Origin of the sequence: Flavobacterium sp. FlaQc-48, from assembly GCF_044007335.1 — a bacterium.
Taxonomy (GTDB): domain Bacteria; phylum Bacteroidota; class Bacteroidia; order Flavobacteriales; family Flavobacteriaceae; genus Flavobacterium.
This window is the reverse complement of record NZ_JBIPCR010000002.1, coordinates 213,143-234,497: the sequence shown is the minus strand read 5'-3', so window position 1 is coordinate 234,497 and position 21,355 is coordinate 213,143. Positions and strand designations below refer to the sequence as shown.

Here is a 21,355-nt window from a genome sequence, read left to right as displayed (position 1 = left end):
TTATCTAAGACCTGCATATATTTTTTTAGGATTAACCAAATTGAAAGCTAATTTTGGAAAAAACCTGCTCACGATATATAACAATTTGGTATCGCCTGCCCTAATGGTAAATTGATCTTTTTTGATTCCGGAAACAAGCGCTTTTACCAACTCTTCCGGCGTCATTTTCTTGTCTTTTCTTTGAGCGGTCATTTCTGTCGCCACAACCGGCGGAAGCAGCTCAAACACTTTGACATTACTTTCTAAAATCTCTAAATTTTTTCTAAGTGTCCGGGTGTAAAAACCCAAAGCGGTTTTGGTGGCGGCATAAGTAGGTTCTTCAAGCGCAGGTACCAGACTCAAAATAGAAGTTGTATTGATAATAGCGGCTTCTTTTCTTGATTTTAGCATGTCTATAAAAACGTTGTTCAGCCTGATAACACCAAAATAATTGATGTTCATTTCATACATCGCATTCTTTAAAATCTGATCATTTGCGATTCCCAGATTAAGTGCGGGGCTTCCAACACCAGCATTATTGTAAAGAATATCGATTCCGCCCAAAGCAGTGACTTTTTCAAAAAGAGCTATTGCATCGTCCTGATTTTCAACATCACTTTTGATACTAATTACTGAGGGAAGCATTTTTTTTGCCGCCTCTAATTTTGCCTGATTTCTGCCTGTGATGATCACCTCTGCTCCTTCAGCTAAAAATTGCCTTGCCGATTCCAGACCAATACCGGAAGCTCCTCCGGTAATCAATATCGTTTTACCTTTTATGTTCATTATCGCTTATTTAAAGAATTGTTTTGTGTCGCCAACAGGAACATCAAACTGATTTTTTTCCAGAGCCAAAAATAATTCATCTGCAACTTCTTCTGGTGGAATACCATTTGCACCGCCTATTTCTGCTGAAAATTCGGTATTGACCAAGGGCGGGTAAACTTCATAAATCTGAAGGTTTTTCTCTTCTTCGTAGGTATAACGCAGCGCAACGGTGTAGCTGTGCAAAGCTGCTTTGGTAGCTCCATAAGTTGGTACTAGTTTATGGCTTCCAAAAACTGCGATCGATGATACATTTACAACAGCTGCTTCTGTTTTTTGCAATAAATGAGGCAGTAAAAGTTCTGTAAAATGAATAACACTTAAGTAATTCGTATTCATTTCGATAGCCGCTTTCTCGTGTGCGTTCAAAGTCTCACTTAAAAGATAACTAAAGGCCGCTCCCGCGTTGTTGATAATCACGTTTACTTTCGGATGATGTTCTTTTAATTCTTTTGCAATACGAATCCTGTCTGCCTCCACAGACAAATCGCCTTGTATTGCAATGGCTTGATCCAATTGTTTTAAAGCACTTTGCAGACGTTCTTCACTTCGTCCGTTAATAATGATTGTATTTCCTGCTGCATTTAGTTTTTTGGCCATTGCCAATCCTATTCCGGCACTTCCACCACTTATGAATATTGTATTTCCTGTTGTTTTCATTCTATATTTATTTAAATTAAATTTATTTTTTAGGTATTCTTGTATTTGATAAAAACATTTTATTTTTTAAAATTTAGACTTTTTAGTTTATTTTAAAATATACTTTTTAGTCTATTTTGTTTCAAAAAAAAGTTAGATGAGATATTGTTCTAATTCGGACTTCAGACTTTTTACCAGTCCCTGCATTGGTTTTGCATTCTCCATAACACGGCACATTACAATTCCTCCTTCTACCGAAGCGACCAGTTTAAACGCAAAAACTACCGGATCAAGAGTATTCGAAAACTCACCAGTATTGATTCCTTCCTGAAGCAAAGCGGTTAATTCCTGCTGTCCGTTTCGAATTACTTTGGCTACTTTTTCTTTTATAAAAGGATAATTATCATCTGCTTCAACGGCTGTATTGAATATTGGGCATCCTCCGGAAATATAAGTATCAATAGGGTTTTTATAAAAATCAAGGAACGCAAATATTTTTCCTTTGATCGTTTTTCCGCCATAAACTGCAGTTCTTATTTTGTCACCAACCATCTTAAGCGATAAATCAATCACCTGTGCAGACAAATCTTCTTTATTTTCAAAATGACCGTAAAGACAGCCTTTTGTAAGTTTGGTCGCCTCGAGAACATCATCAATATGTACTCCCGAAATACCTTTTTCATTATAAAGCGGTACTGCAGTTTCTAATATGAATTGTTTTGTTCTTTCGGCCTTTGTCAGCATTTTGAAATAAATTAGACAACAAATATACTAAAAAGTATATTTTACAAACAAATAAAACGCTAAAATTTAACGTTTTATTTGTTTGAAAAGTTTACTATGGGATTCAGGCGGTGTGACATGAGTTGAGCACTGGAGTAACTATGCACTACATGTAATGAAACAGGTATCAGGGAAACTTATTTGTTGCCGCTGCCTACATAATGGATGGTAAAATGAAGTAAAAGGGCCCTGGAAATACGCATTATTGGAATCTGCAGGCCAAAACAAACGATGATAAAGAATCCCAGCATCATTTCTAAAGAAAGCGAATAAGTCTCTTTCAAAAGAAATCCAAAAAAAATCATGGGCACAAAAACAATGAGTACTATGGGATAACTAATCCATAGTGCAGCGGAATAAAATCCGGGTTCAATCCGGAAATCCTGATTGCAGTGCTCACATCTCTCGGGCATTTTTAAAATGGATTTAAAAACAAAAAGTCCTGGCCTGGTAAATAAATTACCTTTATAACATCGCGGGCATTTTAATGCAAAAATGTTGTATAATTTTGTTGTCTCTTTCATTGATCAGGTAAGTTATTATAATTTAATCCAGACAACCCAATTAAGAACTGTCCGGATTAAGCAGCTAATGAAACATACTACATATTATCGACAACTGCCTGGCCGAATTCAGAACATTTGACCAGAGTTGCCCCTTGCATCAAACGCTCAAAATCATACGTAACGGTTTTATTACCGATAGCTCCTTTTAGTCCCTTTACAATAAGATCGGCCGCATCCTGCCAGCCCATATATTCAAGCATCATGACCCCTGAAAGGATTTCAGAAGACGGATTTACCTTGTCAAGATCCTTATACTTAGGCGCCGTACCGTGCGTGGCTTCAAAAATAGAAACCCCTGTGGCGTAATTAATATTAGCTCCGGGCGCTATCCCTATTCCTCCTACTATAGCCGCCAGGGCATCTGAAATGTAATCCCCGTTAAGATTTAGCGTAGCAATCACATCATACTGATCCGGCCTTAAGATAATCTGCTGTAAAAACGCATCGGCTATTACATCTTTTATAATCACCTTATGTCCGTATTTTTCTATCACCAGCCACGGGCCTCCCTCATACTCTTTGGCTCCAAACTCCTCTTTGGCCAGCTGATAACCCCATTCTTTAAACTGCCCCTCGGTAAATTTCATGATATTTCCTTTGTGCACAATAGTCACAGAATCCTTCCTGAAATCAATCGCATGTTTCAAAGCCGCTCGTATCAAACGTTCACTTCCTTCTTTGGAAACCGGTTTAATACCAATGGATACGGTATTGGGAAACCTAATGTTCTTAACCCCCATCTCATCAATTAGAAAATCTTTCACCTTTTTGAGTTCCGGCGTTCCTGCCATCCATTCGATACCGGCGTAAATATCTTCGGTATTTTCCCTGAAAATAATCATATCTACTTTCTCAGGCGCTTTAACCGGAGAAGGTACCCCTTTAAACCATTTTACCGGTCGTACACAGGCATATAAATCCAGTTTTTGTCTCAGGGCAACATTTAGTGATCGCATCCCGCCACCAACCGGAGTAGTTAAAGGCCCTTTAATAGCAACCAGAAATTCCTCAATATCTTTAATAGTCTGGTCCGGAAGCCAGTTTCCTGTTTTTTCAAAAGCTTTTTCACCTGCATATATTTCCTTCCACTGGATTTTTCTGCTGCTCCCGTACGCTTTTTGAACTGAAGCGTCAAAAACTAATCTTGAAGCTTTCCAAATATCCGCCCCTATGCCGTCTCCCTCAATAAAAGGAATTATAGGATGGGAAGGCACGACGAGTCTGCCGTTTTGAATACTTATTTTATTCTCATTCATCATACTGTAAATTTTTGAAAAAAAGTTCCACGCAGACTTTCTTTGGTTCAACTTTATTTTCGTTATTTAACCTTCGCTATTGACTTACTTAATTAAACGTAAGAAGTACAGCTAACTTTTACAAATATATAACATTTGTTATGTATTTAATTAATAAATGTTATATTTGTTTTATGAAAGATTTCTTTTCCCAATTTGATTTCCAGAGTAATCTGCTCTTTGAAGACCTAACGGAGTCAGAAAATCAGGCTGTTCAAAACGTTATGGAACCTCTTGTTATAAAAAAGGGCAGTATGCTTTTTTATGAAGGGGGCATCCCTACTGGTATTTATCAGATAAAGCAAGGCAAAGCCAAAAAATTCAAACGCGGTTTTAGCGGTGACGAACAAATATTTTACATTTATACCCAAGAAGATGTACTGGGGTATCATGCCCTGCTTGGACAGGAACGATATCAGGACTCGTGCGAGGCTCTCGAAGATTTAAAAGTAAATTTTATAGCTAAGGAAGATTTCCTTAGACTGCTCAGGGAAATTCCGGCCTTACAGCAAAAACTCATTAAAAACATCGGTCACGAATTTGGTGTACTGGCCAATATCATTGCTGTACTGGCACAAAAGAACCAGAATGCACGTCTGGCGCTGTTTTTACTCCTTTTGGAAAACAGGTTCAATCGAAACTCCCCAACAGTAAAAGGCATAGACCTGACACGTGATGATTTGGCGAACCTTATCGGGACATCACAGGAAAGCCTTGGCAGAAGCCTGAAACAATTCAAGGAACAAGGCTGCATTGAAACTGACAAAAGAAATATTTATATAAAAGACAGCCTACAGCTCGAGCAGCTCCTGCAGGTGAAAACAGACTGATTTTTACCTGCATAAAAATAGAACGGCAGCGTGTTTTAAAAAATGACGAAGATTACCTTTTGGGGTGATGTTCGTCATTTTTGTTTTTTTTACTTCCTCTTAACTTGCTCTCTGATACCTAACAACCAATACATGGAGATGCAAGTACAGAAAAAAAAAGTAGCTCTGATCGTGGCCCATCCTGATGATGAAACCCTATGGGCTGGAGGAATGCTGCTCAGTAATCCCCATTGGGAATGCTTTATAGTATGCCTTTGCAGAAAATACGACCCTGACAGGGCTCCTAAATTTTATAAAGCGCTGGAAGTACTGCAATGCACAGGTACCATGGGCAATCTGGACGATGGACCTGATCAGTTACCGCAGGATAAATCAGAAATCGACCGCCTAATACTGCAATTATTACCTGCAGATCACTATGATTTCATCCTTACCCACAATCCGCTGGGCGAATATACAAGGCATCTAAGACATGAAGAAGCAGGCTGCTCTGTAATAGGACTCTGGGATGAAGGAAAAATTTCATGTGGTGAGCTTTTGGTGTTTGCCTACGAAGACCACAATAAGCAGTATTATTCCAAGGCCATGCCTAATACTGATATTCAATTAACACTTCCATCTGATATCTGGCAGAAGAAATATGAAATTATAACCCGAATATACGGCTTTACCCCCGATAGCTGGGAAGCTCAAACGACTCCAAAAACAGAAGCATTCTGGAGATTTTCCAGCAAAAAAGACGCCCATAACTGGCTTAAAGAAACAAAATTATGAAAGTACTTGTACTATACGATTATCCGCCCACACCCGGTGGTCTTGCTACCCAGGGGGACCTGCTCTATAAAGGCCTTCTGGCCAATGGCGTGGAGGCCCATGCGGTTCATGTTGAATCAGCACTTGAAAAACAATGGTATTACGACTGGTTTAAACCGGATGTTGTCGTAGGCACCGGCTACTGGGGGCATACGCCACAGCTGGTGCTGCACCCTCAAAAATTCGGTATCACGGCTGTACCCTGGCTCGTGGCCGACGGCTATATTGCCAATTACCAAAATGTACTGAACGGGTTGCCGCTCATACTGGTCACCTCTAACTGGGTAAAGGAAATGTATGTAAGGGATGGCATAAGCGGGGATAATATTGAAGTTCTTCCCGTGGGCTGTGATACCGAAGCCTTTACGCCTTATGATGAAAATGATCCAAAAGTACTTGCAGCCCGCAAAGCTCTTGCAATAGCACCCGAGGAGCAGCTCCTGCTGACCATTGGCGGGGATGCAGCCTCCAAAGGCGCCCGCGAGGTCATGGAAGCCCTGGCTATTGCGGGGAAAGAACTGCCACCCTGGAAATATGTCTGCAAGGTGTGGCCACAGCCCAGAACTGCCCTTCAGAGCAATCTGGATCAAAAGCTTGCCGAACAACTCGGAATTAGCAATAACGTGATATTCCAAACCAGTATCATATCCAGAAATTTTATTCCGTATCTGTTAAATGCCTGTGATATCTATGCCGCCCCATCAAGGCTCGAAGGATTTGGTATGCCCCAAGTGGAAGCAGGTGCCTGCGGTAAACCCGTAATCGGGATTAAGGCAATGGGAATGCTTGATACCCTTATAGACAACAAGACTGCCTGCCTGGCGGGTATCGGACAAAAAATAGTAGTCAATGAAGTAACACTGGGTTCTGAATCAGGCTTTGAGGAAAACAGGCGAATTGTATTTGATGAGCCCAGAACAGTAGATTACCGCGCCAATGTAGCGGATATCAAAGATGCCCTTGTCAGATTAATGAACAATAAAGACCTGCGCGGACAGATGGGAACAGCAGGGCGAAAACGGGCAGTTGAAAACTTCGACTACAGGATTGTGGCAGCGAAATTTATAAAAATCATCAATGAAAGACTCCAAATTTATTAAATCCCACAGCTCATGGACAAAAGAAACTGGACAGAAATAGAACAAGCAAAGAGTGCAGCCCTTCAGGTACTGCTGCACAATGTAAAAGGTCCCTTTGACGGGCTTCCCAGAACTGCGGCATGGGGGTATCCCGAGCCTTATACGCGCGATTTAATGATTAGTATCCTTGGTGTTGCCGTATCCGAAAATGAAGAGTTAATAAGTGCGATGCAGAAAACACTTCAGGTGCTTTCTGAAAATCAGTCTCTAAGGGGAAACATCCCTTCACTAGTCCACGATCCTGACAATAGAGGAGCAAGTGATACCACGCCTCTATTTTTACTGGCAGTGGGCATTTTCCGAAAATTAACCGGGGAAAAGGATTTTCTGGAAGAGGCAGTCCAAAAGGCATTAACCTGGATGGAATACCAAAGTCCTTCTGATGATTATCTTGTGGCTCAACAGCCTACGAGTGACTGGCGCGACGAGCAATGGGTATTGGGCTTTGGCCTGTATGTTAATACCCTAACCTACAGCTACCTCATGATACTGGGGCATACGGAAAGGGCAATCGGGCTGCAAAACGCAATGGAACATTTTACCATTACCACCCCTACAAATCCTACTCATCTGCATGAGGGGATGCTGATAAAACAAAAGCCCTATTACGCCTTATGGTCTTATAAAATATACAACAGTGAACGATTTGACCTCTTGGGCAACAGTCTGGCTATTCTCTCAGGACTTGCTTCTGAGCAGAGGGCAGATGAGATTGTGAAATGGATAGAAAATCAATGTGATATTATGATACAGAATAAAGATCTGGCCTTAAAACTGGCCCCGAATTTCTTCCCTTATATCCTGCCTCAAGATCCCGACTGGATCCCCAGATATGAGCAGTATAATCTTCCCGGGGATTACCACAATGGAGGTATATGGCCTTTCATTTCAGCCCTTCACATAGCGGCTCTGGTTCGGGCCGGAAAACGGGAACTGGCAAGAGAAAAATTATTCCTGCTTACTGACCTTATTAAAAAATCAAGAAACAAAGACCTCGATTATGGTTTTAATGAATGGTACAAAGCCCAGGACGGCGAGCCTATGGGGCAGGACTGGCAGAGCTGGTCAGCTTCTCTTTACCTCTATGCCGTGGCCTGCGTAGAGGCCAATACGACCCCTTATTTTGGGGTGTCAAATCACTGAAATTGAAAAAAGCATTTCATCGAAAGAAAATCTTCCTGATTAAATCCAATAGCCTATTTTTTTCGATTAGCAGGTACAGCCTTAAAAAAGTGTTTCAGATCACTTTCAAATGTGCTGAACATCATTTGCTGGCTCCTTACCTAAATACATCTTTGCAATAAGAAAATTTCTCAAAAAAAATTAATCCCGATACTTATAAACAACCAGATCAGGCAATTTCAAAAAAAATAACCACAGTGGATCAAAAAGAAAATTTGAGGTTAAAAAATGAACTGAACCAGAACCACGAGAAGCTCAAAACAATGAGAGAAAAGCTGCGGGAACGTAACACGGAATTCGAAAATGGCATGCTCAGATTTGATGATTCTATTGTATCCAAAAATGAATCTTTTCAACGAGAATTCAACTACGATATGGATGAACTTGGCAAAGCGGTCAAAGACCTTTTTAAAAATAATGCAAAATAATCTAAAACAAATATCATGTCAATACAAACAATTGATCCCAATACCAACAGGCTTATCAAAAGCTTTGAAGAAATGACCGATGCTGCTCTGGAAACAGCCGTTGCCACAGCAGCTGAAACTTTCCAGAACTGGAGAAAAACATCCTTTCCCCAACGAATTGATTTGATGCATAAAGTGGCATCGCTTATGCGTAAAAATAAGCAGGAACTCGCCAGGATCATTACGCTGGAAATGGGAAAACTGATCTCGCAGGCAGAAGCCGAGATTGACCTTAGCGCCAATATTATCGATTACTATGCTGACAATGGAGAACAATTCCTGTCTGACAAACACCTGAATCCTGAATATGGCAAAGCTTTTATACGTTACATGCCTCTGGGTGTCTTATTTGGCGTAGAACCATGGAACTTTCCGTTTTATCAGGTAGCCCGTTTTGCAGGTCCTAATATCATCGCAGGAAATACAGTACTTGTCAAACATGCCTCGATTGTTCCTCAATGTGCTATTGCTATAGAAAAACTTTTTAATGAAGCCGGTGCTCCAAAAGGATTGTACACCAATCTTTTGATCTCCGGAAAAAGGGCTTCAGCGCTTGTTTCAGATCAGAGAATCAAAGGAGTTTCCTTAACGGGAAGCGAAGCCGCCGGTTCAAGTCTGGCAGCAGAAGCGGGACGAAACCTTAAAAAATCGGTTCTGGAACTTGGCGGAAACGATGCTTTTATTGTACTGGAAGATGCCGATATTGAAAAAACAGTCGATTGGGCCATCGTAGGAAGAATCAATAATAACGGACAATGCTGCGTTGCCTCAAAAAGATTTATAGTCGTTGAGGCTGTAGCCGATGAATTCCTTGCCAAATTCACTAAAAAAATGGCCAGCCTGAAAGTAGGTGATCCGATGGACAGAACAACAGAGTTAGGTCCATTGTGCAATGAAGAAGCTGCGGTACTATTGGCTGATCAGGTCATGAGATCTGTAGATGCAGGAGCAAAAATTGTACTGGGAGGCAGCCGCCTGAAACGTGAAGGAGCTTTTATGGAACCCACTATACTAACAGACCTAAAACCGGGAATGGCCGCTTATCATGAAGAACTCTTTGGTCCTGTCGCCTCGTTTTACAGGGTAAAAGATGAACAGGCCGCCATTGACCTTGCCAATGACAGCCCTTTTGGACTGGGAGGTTCTGTATTTACAAGTGACATAGAACGCGGTAAACATGTGGCAGACCAGATTGATACCGGAATGGTATTTATCAATCACCCAACCTGGACACAAGCCGATTTGCCTTTTGGCGGAACCAAAAGATCAGGCTACGGAAGGGAATTATCTGAACTGGGAATTAATGAATTTGTGAATAAAAAACTGATCCGTGTAAGTGAACTCTCTGATCCTTTTTGAATTGAATATTACTTATACGAAAAACACATTGTGAATTTTTAAAATATACCCTATGAAAACGAATGAAGAATTACAAAAAGACGTACAGGAAGCCATTAAATGGGAACCGCTTTTGCATGCCGCAGAAATTGGCGTTATTGTGAAAGACGGCGTTGTGACCCTTACGGGAACTGTAGACAATTATTATAAAAAGACGGAAGCTGAAAATGCTGCCAAAAAAGTAGGCGGTGTCAAGGCGGTAGTCGAAAAAATTGAGATACAGGACGCGCGGCACTTTATAAAAAATGATACTGATATCGCTTCAGATCTGGTAAAATCCTTTTCAGAAAACCTATTCCTTCCTCATAATAACCTGACAGTTAAAGTTGAGGATAGCTGGGTTACACTAGAGGGTCAGCTGGGATGGAATTATCAAAAAGAGCTGGCCAGAAAATCTGCTACCGAACTCAGGGGAGTTAAAGGTGTTATAAACAATATAACCGTTCAGTCAGAATCCAACAGTGCCATTGAGAAAAAACACGTTGAGAATGCCTTAGCGCGCCATTGGGCCATAAATGCCAAGGATATTACCGTATCGGTATCAGGAACAACGGTAACTCTTTCCGGCGATGTTACCTCTTTGTACCAAAAAGAAGAAGCGGCCAGAATTACCTGGAATGCCCCCGGAGTGGCCTTTGTAAAAAATGAATTGATAGTCGATTACGACTATTCTTTTACAGCATAACAATACAGGCCACTACCTGAAATATTACAAATACAAAAAAGCTTCTCTGGATAACTTAAAATTCAGGGAAGTTTTTTTTTGGACTTTTCTAAATGTAATAACGGTCACTTCCTGCAATGATGTTCATCATTTCTAAACGCACCATCTCATTGCATCTTTGTCTCAGGATATTACAATTATCCAAACGAAAGCTAAGTAAAAGTCCTGTCTGTAAAGTTCAGAATAAACTGCAGCAAAGTAAAACATATTCAATTTTATAGCGGTCAAGAGAAGAAAATTCACCTGTAAGGAAGATGCGGGTCCTAACCCGATAAAATTGTTTTTTAAACTATAATCTAAATCAAATCATCAATGATAGCCATCGTAAAAGAGCAGCTAACACAGGCAGGAAATTTTTCATTGTTTATCGGCCGTTTTTTTAGAGAAATTTTCGTCCCTCCTTTTCAAATCAATGAGTTCCTGCGCCAATGTTACACCATCGGATGTAAATCACTTCCGCTTGTAAGCATCACGGGTTTTATCATGGGTTTGGTACTGACTATTCAGTCCAGGCCGACCATGACAAAATTTGGGGCAGAATCCTGGCTGCCCAGCATGGTTTCACTTTCTCTTATCAGGGAAATAGCGCCTGTGGTTACGGCACTTATCTGCGCCGGAAAAATTGCGTCTGGAATTGGCGCCGAACTGGGCTCGATGAAAGTATCCTCCCAAATTGATGCCATGGAAGTTTCTGCCGTCAATCCTTATAAATATCTGGTAGTTACCCGAATATTAGCCACAACATTAATGGTGCCGCTGCTGGTTATTTTTGCTGATCTGGTTGGTATTTTTGGAGGTTACATCGGGTATAACATACACAATACCATTACAATGAGAAGGTACTTTTCAGAAGTCATTGAACATCTGGATTATCTGGATCTTATGCCCGCTACGATAAAAACGTTCTTCTTTGGATTTTTTATCGGAGTCATTGGCTGCTACAAAGGTTTTAATGCTTCAAGTGGTACGGCAAGCGTGGGACTTGCGGCAAATTCAGCAGTCGTAACAGCGTCACTTTCTATTTTTATTGTGGATATGCTGGCAGTTCAAATCACCGATTTATTTTTTTAAACCATGAAAGAACAACCCATTATAAAAGTCAAAAACCTGTACAAAGCCTTTGGGAAAAACAAAGTACTCAAAGGGATTAATTTTGAGGTAAACAAAGGCGAAGATCTCGTAATCTTAGGACGTTCCGGTTCAGGAAAATCAGTAGCCATAAAATGTCTTGTGGGTCTTCTCGATCTCGACAAAGGAAAAATGGAAATCCTGGGCACAGACATGACCAAACTTACGTATAAGGAACTTAATGAAATCAGGCTCAAAATAGGTTTTATGTTTCAGGATGGAGCCTTATACGATTCGATGTCGGTTCGTGAAAACCTGACTTTTACCCTCAAACACCATACGCGCCATTTGACAGAAGAAGATATTCAGCAGCAGATTCTTGAAGCCCTGGATAGCGTAGGACTACAAGAAGCTATTGACAAAATGCCTTCTGAATTATCAGGCGGAATGGTCAAACGCATTAGTCTGGCACGAACGATAATCATCAAACCCGAAATTATATTTTATGATGAACCCACCGCGGGACTCGACACCATTACGGCACAGGAAATCAGCGAATTGATCTTATCGGTACAGAAAAAATACAAAACAACTTCCATCATTATTACGCATGATATGATCTGCGCTAAAATGACCGGAAATCGCATCATTATTATCAAAGAGGGTCTAATCTATGCGCAGGGTACGTATGAGGAACTCGAAAACAGTACCGACCAATGGGTAAGATCATTCTTTTTTGGAACCAATTAATATCCCCACAAGCTCTTGCTTATTTATCTAAATAATACCATCATGAAGAAAAAATCAGACTATATCTGGAAATTGGGATTGTTTGTCATTGCCGCACTGACGATTTTTCTCGTTGCGGTTTATTTCATTGGCAAAAGCCAAAACCTTTTTGGTGACACTTTCCATTTAAAAGCAAAATTTAAAAACGTCAGCGGACTCAAAAACGGCAATAATGTGCTATTGTCCGGAATTACTATTGGCACTATAAAAGACATCTCCTTTATTTCCGATTCTACCGTAGTGGTCGACATGATCATCAGGGAAGAAGTACATCAATACATTAAAACCGATGCCTGGGCCAGTATTGGCTCCGATGGGCTGATGGGCGATAAAGTGCTGACGATTTCTCCTAAAAACAGTCTGGCGCAGGTGGTAAAAGACGGCGATATGATTGCGTCTAATGAAGCTGTCGGGATGGAAGATCTAATTGCCGGACTCAAAAAAAGTGTCGACAATGCCCAGATCATTACCAAACAACTTTCTGAATTCAGCTATAAAATCAATAACGGAAAAGGTGCACTCTCTAAAGTATTAACCGATGAGAATTTTGCAAACAGTATTGATGTTACGATGAAAAATCTAAAGGTCAGTTCCAATGAATTTGCTGTTTTTACCAAAAAAATAAACGACAAGGACGGCACATTATCAAAACTCATGACAGATCCTTATTATGCCAACAGTATTAAAAAAACACTCTCCGGTTTTGAGAAAAGTGTCACTGATTTAAATGTTTTTACCTCAAAACTAAATACCGGAAAAGGCATTTTGCCAAAACTGATCAGTGATGAGAAATTAGCCGGTTCCTTAGATTCAACCTTAACAAATTTACAAACAGGTTCAAAAAACTTAATTGAAATTGAACAGGCTGCCAAACAGAATTTCCTGCTAAGAGGTTATTTCAAAAAAAAGAAAAAAGAAGAGGCAAAAAAAGAACTGGAACTGCAAAAAGCATCCAATACTAATTAATACAGTAAATCTCAGGCAAAGTATGATTTTGATCTTCTCAATAAGTAATAACCGTCACTTATTGGTACGTTGTCTGTCATTTTGGTTTACCTCTAATAACTTCAACTTTGCCTTGAAAATCACCAACTCCAAAAACGAACATGAAAACCACTACTTCAAAAAGAGCTCATATAAGAAACCTTACCAACAAACTCTCCAGTATTCTTTGTGATGAATATATCCTTTTAACCAAAACTAAAAGTGTAGATGCGAACCTTCAGTATGTTGATTTTCAGGACAAGTATCTTTTTTTCAGTGCTCAATCCAGCGAAATTGATATTATAATCCAGCATATTGAAAAACGTGTTCATGCTTCAGGTCATTATGCAGATGCCATGCTGAAGGCTTTTTTAAAGGTAACGCGATTCAATAAAAAAAGAAAAAAAATAAATGACCGTACGGGTTATCTCAATGAATTACTTGGTGATCATGAAAACCTGATTGCCATACTAAAAAACAATACATCGCTGCTTGAAACGACTTCTAAAGACAGTAAAACAGATGATTTTGTTACCACACTAACCGAGAGCCATGAGAAAATGGCCTGGTTCCTTCGCTCCTACTTAAAATAATGTCTTTAATAAATTAAAAATAATCATGAAAACTAAAATAAAATTCGCTGTACTATTCCTGACGATAATCTTTTCAGGGCTGAACCAGACGGTTCTGGCACAATCCCATTTCAAAATTGGAAAATCTATAGTGAATGAAATGAAGATATCCGGAACCTCTACCTTTCATGACTGGACGATGAAAACAGGTACTTTTTCGGGAAAAGAAACATTTAATATCAGTGCTGAAAATCAAATTACAAAACTCAGCGCCATTGAGTTTAACCTCCCTGTGCTCACTCTTAAAAGCGGTCAGAAAAAATTAGACAAAAATGCGTACAAAGCCCTGAAAACGGATGAGTTTAAAGAGATCACATACAAACAGGTTTCTGCTGAAGTAATGAGCTTAAACAATTCCAAATTCCATATCAAAACGGCCGGAAAACTGACCATTGCGGGCGTCACCAAAGATGTTGTTATCGATTTATACTGTTTTGTAAATAAAGACGGAAGTATCAGCTGTGATGGCAATTACCCCATAAACATGAGCGACTACAAGGTCACGGCACCTGTTTTTATGGGCGGAGTCATGAAAACAGGTGATTCGATCAAACTTGAATTCTCTTTCCTTTTTGAAAAATCTTAATTCAAATGAAAAATACAATATCGCTATTACTGTGCCTTTGGATAACATTGGCGCAAGCACAAAAGAAACCTATGCAGTATTTTAGGTACAATGATCAAAGAGGCCTGAATATTTTTGAAACTACCAAGAAAGATACTGCATCTTTTGACGGTTTTAAAGTAAAAATGGGTGGTAATTTTACACTGGATTTCCAGGGATTAAACCATCAAAATACAGCGACTCCGGTACTGGTTAACGGCATAAACAGCAATGAGCTTATTGGTATTACAAATGGTTTCAATCTGGCTATGGCCAACCTGAACCTAGACACGCAGCTCGATGATGGAATCCGAATGAACCTTACTATTTACTTGTCTTCAAGACATCATGAGGAAACCTGGGTAAAAGGAGGCTACATACAGTTTGATAAACTGTTATTTTTAAAGAGCAATTTTGTCGATCAGGCCATGAAATATGTAACCCTGAAAGTTGGTGCCTATGATGTTGATTATGGCGACCAGCACTTTAGACGAAGTGACGGAGGAAACGCCATCTACAACCCTTTTATTGAAAATTACATTCTGGATGAATTTGCTACTGAAATTGGTGGTGAAGTATATTTTCATCATGATTCAGGCTGGATGGGTTTAGCAGGAATAACCAATGGCGCACTAAACCCAACGGTAGTTATTTCTACCAAAATAGATGCGGCAACAGGAGAATTAAACAAACCTACACCTGCATTGCACGCAAAAATTGGCTATGATAAACAAATAAACCAAGATCTGAGATTCAGGCTGACAGGTTCTTTTTATAATGTAAAAAGAGCTGCAAACAATACCCTTTTTGCAGGAGACCGAACGGGTTCACATTATTTTTATGTAATGGAAAATACAACGGCAACGGCCGTTGATAATTTCAGGTCCGGGCGTTACAATCCCGAATTCAGCCAGCAGGTGACGGCTTTTATGATTAATCCTTTTGTGAAGTTTAAAGGTTTTGAACTCTTTGGAACTTATGAAGTAGCCAAAGGCCGAAAAATCACTGAGGCCGATACACATCAGGTTATTCAATCTGCTATTGATCTTATTTACAGATTCCCGGCCGGGAAAGAAAATTTCTGGATTGCAGCCAGATACAATACCCTAAAGGATAGCCCGCTAAACCAAAATGACCAGACCATTAATCGTGTGGTAGGTTCTGCAGGATGGTTCCTGACCAAAAATATCCTGATGAAAGCCGAATATGTAAATCAGAAATATAAAAATTTTCAGGATACTGATATCAGACACGGCGGTCAATTCGACGGTTTTATGTTAGAAGCGACTGTGGGATTTTAAATAATAACCCAAAAACATACTTCGTAAAAAAGTGTCTAACATCAATAATGAAAATGAGTAACGTCATTTTGTGTAACAAAAGTTCTGCTCAATTTTGTACCCATATAACACGTCCGGTTTATTCCAATAAATCAGATATCAAACCTAACATCTATAAAATTTAAAATTATGAAAGCAAATTCAAAAAAAATGGTAGCTGAAATAACTACCGCAATTACCACTGCCATAACAGCAAAATCAAACAGTAAAAAGATTCTGAAAACAATTGATAATACAGCCAAAAGGATAGCTAAAAAAATCAATAAAAGAATCCTGAAAACTACTGAAAACACTAACGGAAAGAAATTAAAAAAAGCTCTAAAAACAAAAAAAAGCGACAATGGAATCCTGCCTGAGGTGAAAAAAAGAAAATTACTCACAGAGATGGCAGCTGACGAAATTAAAGCCAATTAAAATATCCTGCATTAAAGAAAGGTGAACATAACAGTATCTATTGTTATGTTCATTTTAATTAAAACTTATTCCTTACAAATTCCAGTGTCAAGAATCCCAGGCTAATAACTCCCCAATGAAATATAAATATATCTTGATTTTCTTAATGTGTAATCTTTGGATGATGTCCCAGGCAAATTCTATGGATCATGTTCAAAAACAGCTTCAGGAAAATGCTGCTGTGCAAATTGACACCACAAAAATTGCTGCTTTTTTTGAGAACTATCCTAAATTCAGCCCGTATCAGGCTCAGGTAAAACAGCTCTACAAAAAACATGGCGATTATATCTGGTACGACCAGAAAGGACTTATTGAATTTGCCTATGTACTGCACAAACAGGTAGGACAAATGAGAGAAGAAGGGCTTCCTGTTCCAATTCCGTATGAAATGGAATTTGCAAAAATATTTGAGCAAAATTCCAATAAAAACCCGAATTTAGAATCTGAGCTGCTGATCAGCTGCATGTATTTTTTCTATACAACCAAAGTTTTCAGCGGATTTACCATAGGAAAAAGCGAAGAAACAGGCTGGTACCTTCCGAGAGAAAATGCTTCAAATGCCGCATACCTCGATACTCTTGTGCAGGGAATTGGATCTAAAAAGGAATTCAAACACGACTATTTCAGTCAATATTACACTCTTAAACAGGCTTTAAAAAAATATCTTGAAATTGAAAAAAACGGTGGCTGGAAAATGGTTAAACTTGAAAAAGAAATTAAATTCCTTCATCAGCGTGATTCTTCTACTACGATACAAGAGGTCAGAAACAGGCTGTTTTTAGAAGGTTTTATCAGTCAGGATAACGCGTCTCTTCTTTTTGACCAAACCATAACTGACGGTATTTTGGCTTACGGAACCAGTCAAAATCATGATTTTGAAAACAAGATCACGCCCAGACTTATTGAAATGCTGAACGTTCCCGTAGAGAGCCGGATTAAAACCATTTCGGTCAATATGGAAAGATGCCGTTGGATCAGCCCTAAAATAAATACAGCACAGGAATATATCGCCGTGAATATACCTTCATTCAGATTGCTGTATTACCGTGATGGAAAGCCTTTTCTTGTTTCTAAAGTGGTAGTGGGAAAAGAATTTCATAAAACCATTGTTTTTAGTGGCAATATGAGTTATTTGGCCTTTAGCCCCTATTGGAATGTTCCCACAAGTATCCTTAAAAAAGAAATACTGCCCAATATAAAAAAGAATCCAAATTACCTTCAAAATCAGCATATGGAATGGCATGACGGACAAGTAAGACAAAAACCCGGAGGCAGTAACGCTTTAGGATATGTAAAATTTATGTTTCCCAATTCCCATAACATTTACCTTCATGATTCGCCATCCAAATCGTTTTTCAATAAAGACAAAAGAGCTCTTAGTCATGGCTGCGTACGGGTCGAGAAAGCCCGGGAACTTGCCATCGCTATTATGGAAAAAGAAGCCAACTGGAGTACCCAAAAAGTAGATGAAGCTATGCATTTGGGAAAAGAAAACACCTATGTACTTCAGGATAAAATTCCGGTTTACATTGCCTACTTTACCGCCTGGGCTGACGGCAGTGGAAATATTGCTTTTTACGATGACCTTTATAATCGGGACAATGCTTTGGCTAAAGTACTTTTCGAGAATTAATTTTTCATTTTACTTATTTTTATATAATCCAGAATTTTCAGCTGGCTGCCTTTTTTTTCTATTAATCCTTCATTTCTAAATTCGGTTAAGGTCCTGCTCACGGTTTCGGAAGCAGTTCCTGACATTGCTGCCAGATCATCCCTTGTTACATTGATACTATCCCTTTTTGCGGCTTCTTCCTGACGAAAGAGTCTCAGCAGGGATTCTGCAATACGCTTTCTGACTGACTGATAGGCCAGTTGCAGCAAATGCGTGTCTTTGCTCCTAATCTCATTCGACAAAATTTTAATGAATTTCTCCGCTACATCGGGATATAATTTTAGCAATTCTTCGAGTTGTTCTTTTGGAAAAAAACAAACCTGACTGTCTTCCAGTGCTGTTGCAGTATCGGTGTAGGTATCATCAGAGAGAATTGTATTGACCCCTAAAAAATCATTGGCATGATACATACCGGTCATCAGTTCTCGCCCGTCTTCAGACATTTTCACGGTTTTGATTTTACCTGAAATTACCAGATAAAGACCTATAGCACGATCGCCTTCATAGTGAATGATCTGGTTTTTCTTAAAGGGCCTGTGAATATGCTCATCGATCATTTTTTTTAGTTCAGAAAGCCCTTCCCTGTCCCCAACTAAACTCTCAAGATGTCCCAGGGACTGACTATAAAAATCCCTTTCTGAATTCTTTTTGTTCAGCCTGCTTTCAATGGCCTGTAAAAGCTCCATATCATCAAAAGGTTTGGTCAGGTAATCATCTGCCCCCATTTCCATGGCTTTTCGCAAATCAATTCTTTCTGATTTAGCAGTTATAAAAATAAAAGGAATAGTACTTGTTTTCGGGTTTTTATTCAGCATATACAATACACCGTAACCGTCGAGCTCCGGCATCATAATATCGCATAAAATAATATCGGGCAGGTTGACAACAGCAGATTCAACCCCCACTTTACCATTATTGGCCTGATAAACGGTGTAACCGGCCAAAGCAAGGATTTCAGCAATGTTTTCCCTAATCTCATTATGGTCTTCAATAATCAGTACTTTGCTCATGATATGGGAAATGTTAGGGTGAATAAGGTTCCTTCTTTTTCATTACTTTTAAAATCTGCTGTTCCTTTCATAAGTGAAACGTAACGGCTCACTATATTTAGGCCAAGGCCTGTCCCGGGTATACTTCCGGTGTTGTGCGCCCTGAAAAAAGCCTGAAATAAATGTTTTTGTTCCTCTAAAGGAATACCGATTCCGTCATCGTGAACTGAAATAATATAATCTAAATCATTAATTTCTGTTGTAAAATCAATACAGCAGCTGTCTCCGGAATACTTTATGGCATTTCCAATTAAATTAATGGCACAATTCTTTAACAAATTAGCATCGAGGTATATCATGGTTTGATCTCCGAGATGTTTACAAATGATATTTTGGCTGGGTTTGGCCAAGAGCTGCATTTCTTCGGTTATTTCCTCACCAAATTTAACCAGGTCAAAACAAGTGAAATCAGGTTTCATCTTGCCTATTTCCAATTTTTCAACATACAGGAAATCATTGAGTATCGCCGTTAAACTCTTTACCGAATTTTTGATCTTGGCAATATGTTTTCCGATAGGCTCACTTTCAAAAGGTATAGCGTATTTTTCTATTAGTGAAGCGGATAACTGCACGGTACTTAGCGGTGTGCGAAACTCATGGGAAGCCATCGATAAAAACCGGTTTTTTAATTTACTGAGTTCTTTTTCTTTCTCCAGGGAAATACTCACTTTTTCTTTTGCTTTTTCCAAAGCAAAAATTGTATCGTTGAGCGATTTTGTCCTCTCCTCGACCAGTTCTTCCAGATGCGATGCATAATCCTTATACCGTTCCTCATCTACTTTCTGCTGGGACAGGTCGTGAATGAAACCGGCATAAATAGTCCTGCCTGAATATTTTACCTCACTAACCCCAAGTTTCATCGGAAACAGATCACCGCCTTTACGCATTCCTGTGAGTTCACGCCCCACACCAATTATGCTGGCTTTTCTTGTTGTTTTGTACTTGCTCAAATAGTTATTGTGCCTTTCCCTGTCAGGTGAAGGCATGAGCATTGAAATGTTTTTACCTATAACTTCCTCTTGCTGATAACCAAAAAGTACACAGCCGGCCGGATTAATAGTTTCGATAGTACCAATATCATCTATGGTAATAATGCCATCCAAAGCATTTTGTACAAGAGCGTATAACAGTGCGGCATTGTCCATCATCAAATCGATCAAATTATGATGATCCTTATAAAGGTCGGCTATTTAAAAATGGGAAGTTACATTCTGTCTGAATTTCACACTATAATTAACACATTATCATTCATTTAACAGCAATCAGAACTTATCACGATAATTTTGACAACTCGACGTACTATTAAGGAATCTAATACTCTGGTGCTAAAAATGCTTCATATAGATTAACATTTTGAGTAAGTAAAATTTACTCTTTTTAATAACAGTTCATTTTTTATTCTAAAAGTGCCCAACATCATTTTTATTGCTGATGCCTGTCATTTTAGATTCTTTCCTGTTACCTCAACTTTGTACAGCAACGAAGAAGTATAATGAGGTCTTCTCAAAAAACATCTGATAAATTTTATAAAACAGCTCATTCAATACCATCAACATGAAAAACACAAATACATTAGTCGCTTTTTATGCCACGCATCAAAAAGCTGAAATAGCTATTAAAAAACTCGAGAAAAGCGGTTACGATATGACCAGGCTATCCATCATTGGAACTGACTACCATAGTGATGAAACTGTAACAGGTTACTACACTGTGGGAGACCGCATGAAAAAATGGGGAAGCTTTGGAGCCTTTTGGGGAGGCTTCTGGGGTTTACTATTTGGATCCGCTTTCTTTTTTATTCCGGGACTTGGTCCGCTGCTGGTTGCAGGGCCTCTTGTTTCTGCTATTATTGGAGCATTAGAAGGTGCTGCTTTACTGGGAGGCAGCAGTGTTATTGCAGCTGCATTAGTTAGTTTGGGCATTCCAAATGATGAAGTGCTAAAATACGAAACCCAAATTAAGGCAGGCAAATTTATGCTCCTGGCACATGGCAGCAAAACCCAAACTGAAAATGCCCGAAAAGTGTTGGGAATCCACATCCCTAAAGAAAACGGTATTAAAGAAAAAAACTCCGTTTCCCCTGAGGAAAGTGAAGCCTCAACAATACAATAAGTAAAAAACATT

General features: G+C 39.3%; 23 protein-coding genes. 16 read left to right on the top strand and 7 right to left on the bottom strand.

Going from position 1 to position 21,355, the window contains the following annotated elements:
• The 5 genes from ACHRWY_RS04240 to icd form a co-directional block, all read right to left on the bottom strand.
• On the bottom strand, positions 1-765 hold the full coding sequence (locus tag ACHRWY_RS04240; RefSeq protein WP_395352838.1) for an SDR family oxidoreductase: 765 nt from the start codon (positions 763-765) through the stop codon (positions 1-3).
• 6 nt (positions 766-771) lie between these two features.
• A complete protein-coding gene (locus ACHRWY_RS04235) occupies positions 772-1,464 on the bottom strand; it encodes an SDR family oxidoreductase (RefSeq protein WP_395352836.1) in 693 nt (230 codons plus the stop codon).
• A 132-nt stretch (positions 1,465-1,596) separates the two neighbouring features.
• A complete protein-coding gene (locus tag ACHRWY_RS04230; RefSeq protein ID WP_395352834.1) occupies positions 1,597-2,187 on the bottom strand; it encodes a TetR/AcrR family transcriptional regulator in 591 nt (196 codons plus the stop codon).
• A gap of 176 nt (positions 2,188-2,363) precedes the next feature.
• Complete coding sequence (locus tag ACHRWY_RS04225; RefSeq protein WP_395352832.1) at positions 2,364-2,639, bottom strand: DUF983 domain-containing protein; 276 nt, start codon at positions 2,637-2,639, stop codon at positions 2,364-2,366.
• Between the two features lie 188 nt (positions 2,640-2,827).
• Positions 2,828-4,060 (bottom strand): NADP-dependent isocitrate dehydrogenase, encoded by a 1,233-nt coding sequence (gene icd, locus ACHRWY_RS04220; protein ID WP_395353207.1) that lies wholly within the window; start codon positions 4,058-4,060, stop codon positions 2,828-2,830.
• Between the two features lie 161 nt (positions 4,061-4,221).
• On the opposite strand from icd, the gene ACHRWY_RS04215 reads away from it, so the two are divergent.
• From ACHRWY_RS04215 to ACHRWY_RS04145, 15 genes are all read left to right on the top strand, one after another.
• Positions 4,222-4,917, top strand: a complete 696-nt coding sequence (locus ACHRWY_RS04215; protein WP_395352830.1) for a Crp/Fnr family transcriptional regulator — start codon at positions 4,222-4,224, stop codon at positions 4,915-4,917.
• A gap of 42 nt (positions 4,918-4,959) precedes the next feature.
• Positions 4,960-5,691 (top strand): PIG-L deacetylase family protein, encoded by a 732-nt coding sequence (locus tag ACHRWY_RS04210; RefSeq protein ID WP_395352828.1) that lies wholly within the window; start codon positions 4,960-4,962, stop codon positions 5,689-5,691.
• Positions 5,688-6,830: a glycosyltransferase family 4 protein gene (locus ACHRWY_RS04205; protein ID WP_395352825.1), complete on the top strand. Its 1,143-nt coding sequence runs from the start codon at positions 5,688-5,690 to the stop codon at positions 6,828-6,830. Before ACHRWY_RS04210 ends, ACHRWY_RS04205 begins: the two co-directional genes overlap by 4 nt.
• Positions 6,831-6,842: 12 nt before the next feature.
• Entirely contained in the window at positions 6,843-8,012 is a 1,170-nt protein-coding gene (locus tag ACHRWY_RS04200) for a glycoside hydrolase 100 family protein (protein ID WP_395352824.1), read from the top strand.
• Between the two features lie 236 nt (positions 8,013-8,248).
• Complete coding sequence (locus ACHRWY_RS04195) at positions 8,249-8,479, top strand: hypothetical protein (protein ID WP_395352822.1); 231 nt, start codon at positions 8,249-8,251, stop codon at positions 8,477-8,479.
• 15 nt (positions 8,480-8,494) lie between these two features.
• Positions 8,495-9,877: an NAD-dependent succinate-semialdehyde dehydrogenase gene (locus ACHRWY_RS04190; RefSeq protein ID WP_395352820.1), complete on the top strand. Its 1,383-nt coding sequence runs from the start codon at positions 8,495-8,497 to the stop codon at positions 9,875-9,877.
• Positions 9,878-9,929: 52 nt separating this feature from the next.
• The gene (locus tag ACHRWY_RS04185; protein WP_395352819.1) at positions 9,930-10,601 is read left to right on the top strand and encodes a BON domain-containing protein; all 672 of its coding nucleotides are present in this window, start codon (positions 9,930-9,932) and stop codon (positions 10,599-10,601) included.
• A 351-nt stretch (positions 10,602-10,952) separates the two neighbouring features.
• Positions 10,953-11,711 carry an MlaE family ABC transporter permease gene (locus ACHRWY_RS04180; protein WP_395352817.1) on the top strand — a complete coding sequence of 253 codons (759 nt, stop codon included), beginning with the start codon at positions 10,953-10,955 and terminating at the stop codon, positions 11,709-11,711.
• 3 nt (positions 11,712-11,714) lie between these two features.
• Entirely contained in the window at positions 11,715-12,458 is a 744-nt protein-coding gene (locus tag ACHRWY_RS04175; protein ID WP_395352815.1) for an ABC transporter ATP-binding protein, read from the top strand.
• 42 nt (positions 12,459-12,500) lie between these two features.
• Positions 12,501-13,463 carry an MlaD family protein gene (locus ACHRWY_RS04170; protein ID WP_395352813.1) on the top strand — a complete coding sequence of 321 codons (963 nt, stop codon included), beginning with the start codon at positions 12,501-12,503 and terminating at the stop codon, positions 13,461-13,463.
• A 140-nt stretch (positions 13,464-13,603) separates the two neighbouring features.
• Positions 13,604-14,074, top strand: coding sequence for a ferritin-like domain-containing protein (locus ACHRWY_RS04165; RefSeq protein ID WP_395352811.1), 471 nt, complete (start codon positions 13,604-13,606; stop codon positions 14,072-14,074).
• A 25-nt stretch (positions 14,075-14,099) separates the two neighbouring features.
• Positions 14,100-14,699, top strand: a complete 600-nt coding sequence (locus ACHRWY_RS04160) for a YceI family protein (RefSeq protein WP_395352809.1) — start codon at positions 14,100-14,102, stop codon at positions 14,697-14,699.
• Between the two features lie 5 nt (positions 14,700-14,704).
• Positions 14,705-16,018 carry a hypothetical protein gene (locus ACHRWY_RS04155; RefSeq protein ID WP_395352807.1) on the top strand — a complete coding sequence of 438 codons (1,314 nt, stop codon included), beginning with the start codon at positions 14,705-14,707 and terminating at the stop codon, positions 16,016-16,018.
• Positions 16,019-16,186: 168 nt separating this feature from the next.
• A complete protein-coding gene (locus ACHRWY_RS04150; protein ID WP_395352805.1) occupies positions 16,187-16,471 on the top strand; it encodes a hypothetical protein in 285 nt (94 codons plus the stop codon).
• A 115-nt stretch (positions 16,472-16,586) separates the two neighbouring features.
• Positions 16,587-18,143 carry a murein L,D-transpeptidase gene (locus tag ACHRWY_RS04145; protein ID WP_395352803.1) on the top strand — a complete coding sequence of 519 codons (1,557 nt, stop codon included), beginning with the start codon at positions 16,587-16,589 and terminating at the stop codon, positions 18,141-18,143.
• Here the strand turns inward: ACHRWY_RS04145 and ACHRWY_RS04140 are convergent.
• The gene (locus tag ACHRWY_RS04140) at positions 18,140-19,192 is read right to left on the bottom strand and encodes a response regulator (protein WP_395352801.1); all 1,053 of its coding nucleotides are present in this window, start codon (positions 19,190-19,192) and stop codon (positions 18,140-18,142) included. The two genes, ACHRWY_RS04145 and ACHRWY_RS04140, sit on opposite strands and share 4 nt — an antisense overlap.
• A complete protein-coding gene (locus ACHRWY_RS04135) occupies positions 19,189-20,379 on the bottom strand; it encodes a PAS domain S-box protein (protein ID WP_395352799.1) in 1,191 nt (396 codons plus the stop codon). The genes ACHRWY_RS04140 and ACHRWY_RS04135 overlap by 4 nt, the downstream gene beginning before the upstream one ends.
• Before the next feature lie 406 nt (positions 20,380-20,785).
• On the opposite strand from ACHRWY_RS04135, the gene ACHRWY_RS04130 reads away from it, so the two are divergent.
• Positions 20,786-21,343 carry a general stress protein gene (locus ACHRWY_RS04130; RefSeq protein ID WP_395352797.1) on the top strand — a complete coding sequence of 186 codons (558 nt, stop codon included), beginning with the start codon at positions 20,786-20,788 and terminating at the stop codon, positions 21,341-21,343.
• Positions 21,344-21,355 lie beyond the last annotated feature (12 nt).

Coding starts and splice junctions, on each gene's coding strand:
- ACHRWY_RS04240 (WP_395352838.1), bottom strand. CDS start 765: ATGAACATAAAAGGTAAAACGATATTGATTACCGGAGGAGCTTCCGGT.
- ACHRWY_RS04185 (WP_395352819.1), top strand. CDS start 9,930: ATGAAAACGAATGAAGAATTACAAAAAGACGTACAGGAAGCCATTAAA.
- ACHRWY_RS04230 (WP_395352834.1), bottom strand. CDS start 2,187: ATGCTGACAAAGGCCGAAAGAACAAAACAATTCATATTAGAAACTGCA.
- ACHRWY_RS04135 (WP_395352799.1), bottom strand. CDS start 20,379: ATGATGGACAATGCCGCACTGTTATACGCTCTTGTACAAAATGCTTTG.
- ACHRWY_RS04150 (WP_395352805.1), top strand. CDS start 16,187: ATGAAAGCAAATTCAAAAAAAATGGTAGCTGAAATAACTACCGCAATT.
- ACHRWY_RS04140 (WP_395352801.1), bottom strand. CDS start 19,192: ATGAGCAAAGTACTGATTATTGAAGACCATAATGAGATTAGGGAAAAC.
- ACHRWY_RS04200 (WP_395352824.1), top strand. CDS start 6,843: ATGGACAAAAGAAACTGGACAGAAATAGAACAAGCAAAGAGTGCAGCC.
- ACHRWY_RS04180 (WP_395352817.1), top strand. CDS start 10,953: ATGATAGCCATCGTAAAAGAGCAGCTAACACAGGCAGGAAATTTTTCA.
- ACHRWY_RS04225 (WP_395352832.1), bottom strand. CDS start 2,639: ATGCCCGAGAGATGTGAGCACTGCAATCAGGATTTCCGGATTGAACCC.
- ACHRWY_RS04190 (WP_395352820.1), top strand. CDS start 8,495: ATGTCAATACAAACAATTGATCCCAATACCAACAGGCTTATCAAAAGC.
- ACHRWY_RS04160 (WP_395352809.1), top strand. CDS start 14,100: ATGAAAACTAAAATAAAATTCGCTGTACTATTCCTGACGATAATCTTT.
- ACHRWY_RS04145 (WP_395352803.1), top strand. CDS start 16,587: ATGAAATATAAATATATCTTGATTTTCTTAATGTGTAATCTTTGGATG.
- ACHRWY_RS04210 (WP_395352828.1), top strand. CDS start 4,960: ATGACGAAGATTACCTTTTGGGGTGATGTTCGTCATTTTTGTTTTTTT.
- ACHRWY_RS04175 (WP_395352815.1), top strand. CDS start 11,715: ATGAAAGAACAACCCATTATAAAAGTCAAAAACCTGTACAAAGCCTTT.
- ACHRWY_RS04235 (WP_395352836.1), bottom strand. CDS start 1,464: ATGAAAACAACAGGAAATACAATATTCATAAGTGGTGGAAGTGCCGGA.
- ACHRWY_RS04165 (WP_395352811.1), top strand. CDS start 13,604: ATGAAAACCACTACTTCAAAAAGAGCTCATATAAGAAACCTTACCAAC.
- ACHRWY_RS04215 (WP_395352830.1), top strand. CDS start 4,222: ATGAAAGATTTCTTTTCCCAATTTGATTTCCAGAGTAATCTGCTCTTT.
- ACHRWY_RS04130 (WP_395352797.1), top strand. CDS start 20,786: ATGAAAAACACAAATACATTAGTCGCTTTTTATGCCACGCATCAAAAA.
- ACHRWY_RS04155 (WP_395352807.1), top strand. CDS start 14,705: ATGAAAAATACAATATCGCTATTACTGTGCCTTTGGATAACATTGGCG.
- ACHRWY_RS04170 (WP_395352813.1), top strand. CDS start 12,501: ATGAAGAAAAAATCAGACTATATCTGGAAATTGGGATTGTTTGTCATT.
- ACHRWY_RS04205 (WP_395352825.1), top strand. CDS start 5,688: ATGAAAGTACTTGTACTATACGATTATCCGCCCACACCCGGTGGTCTT.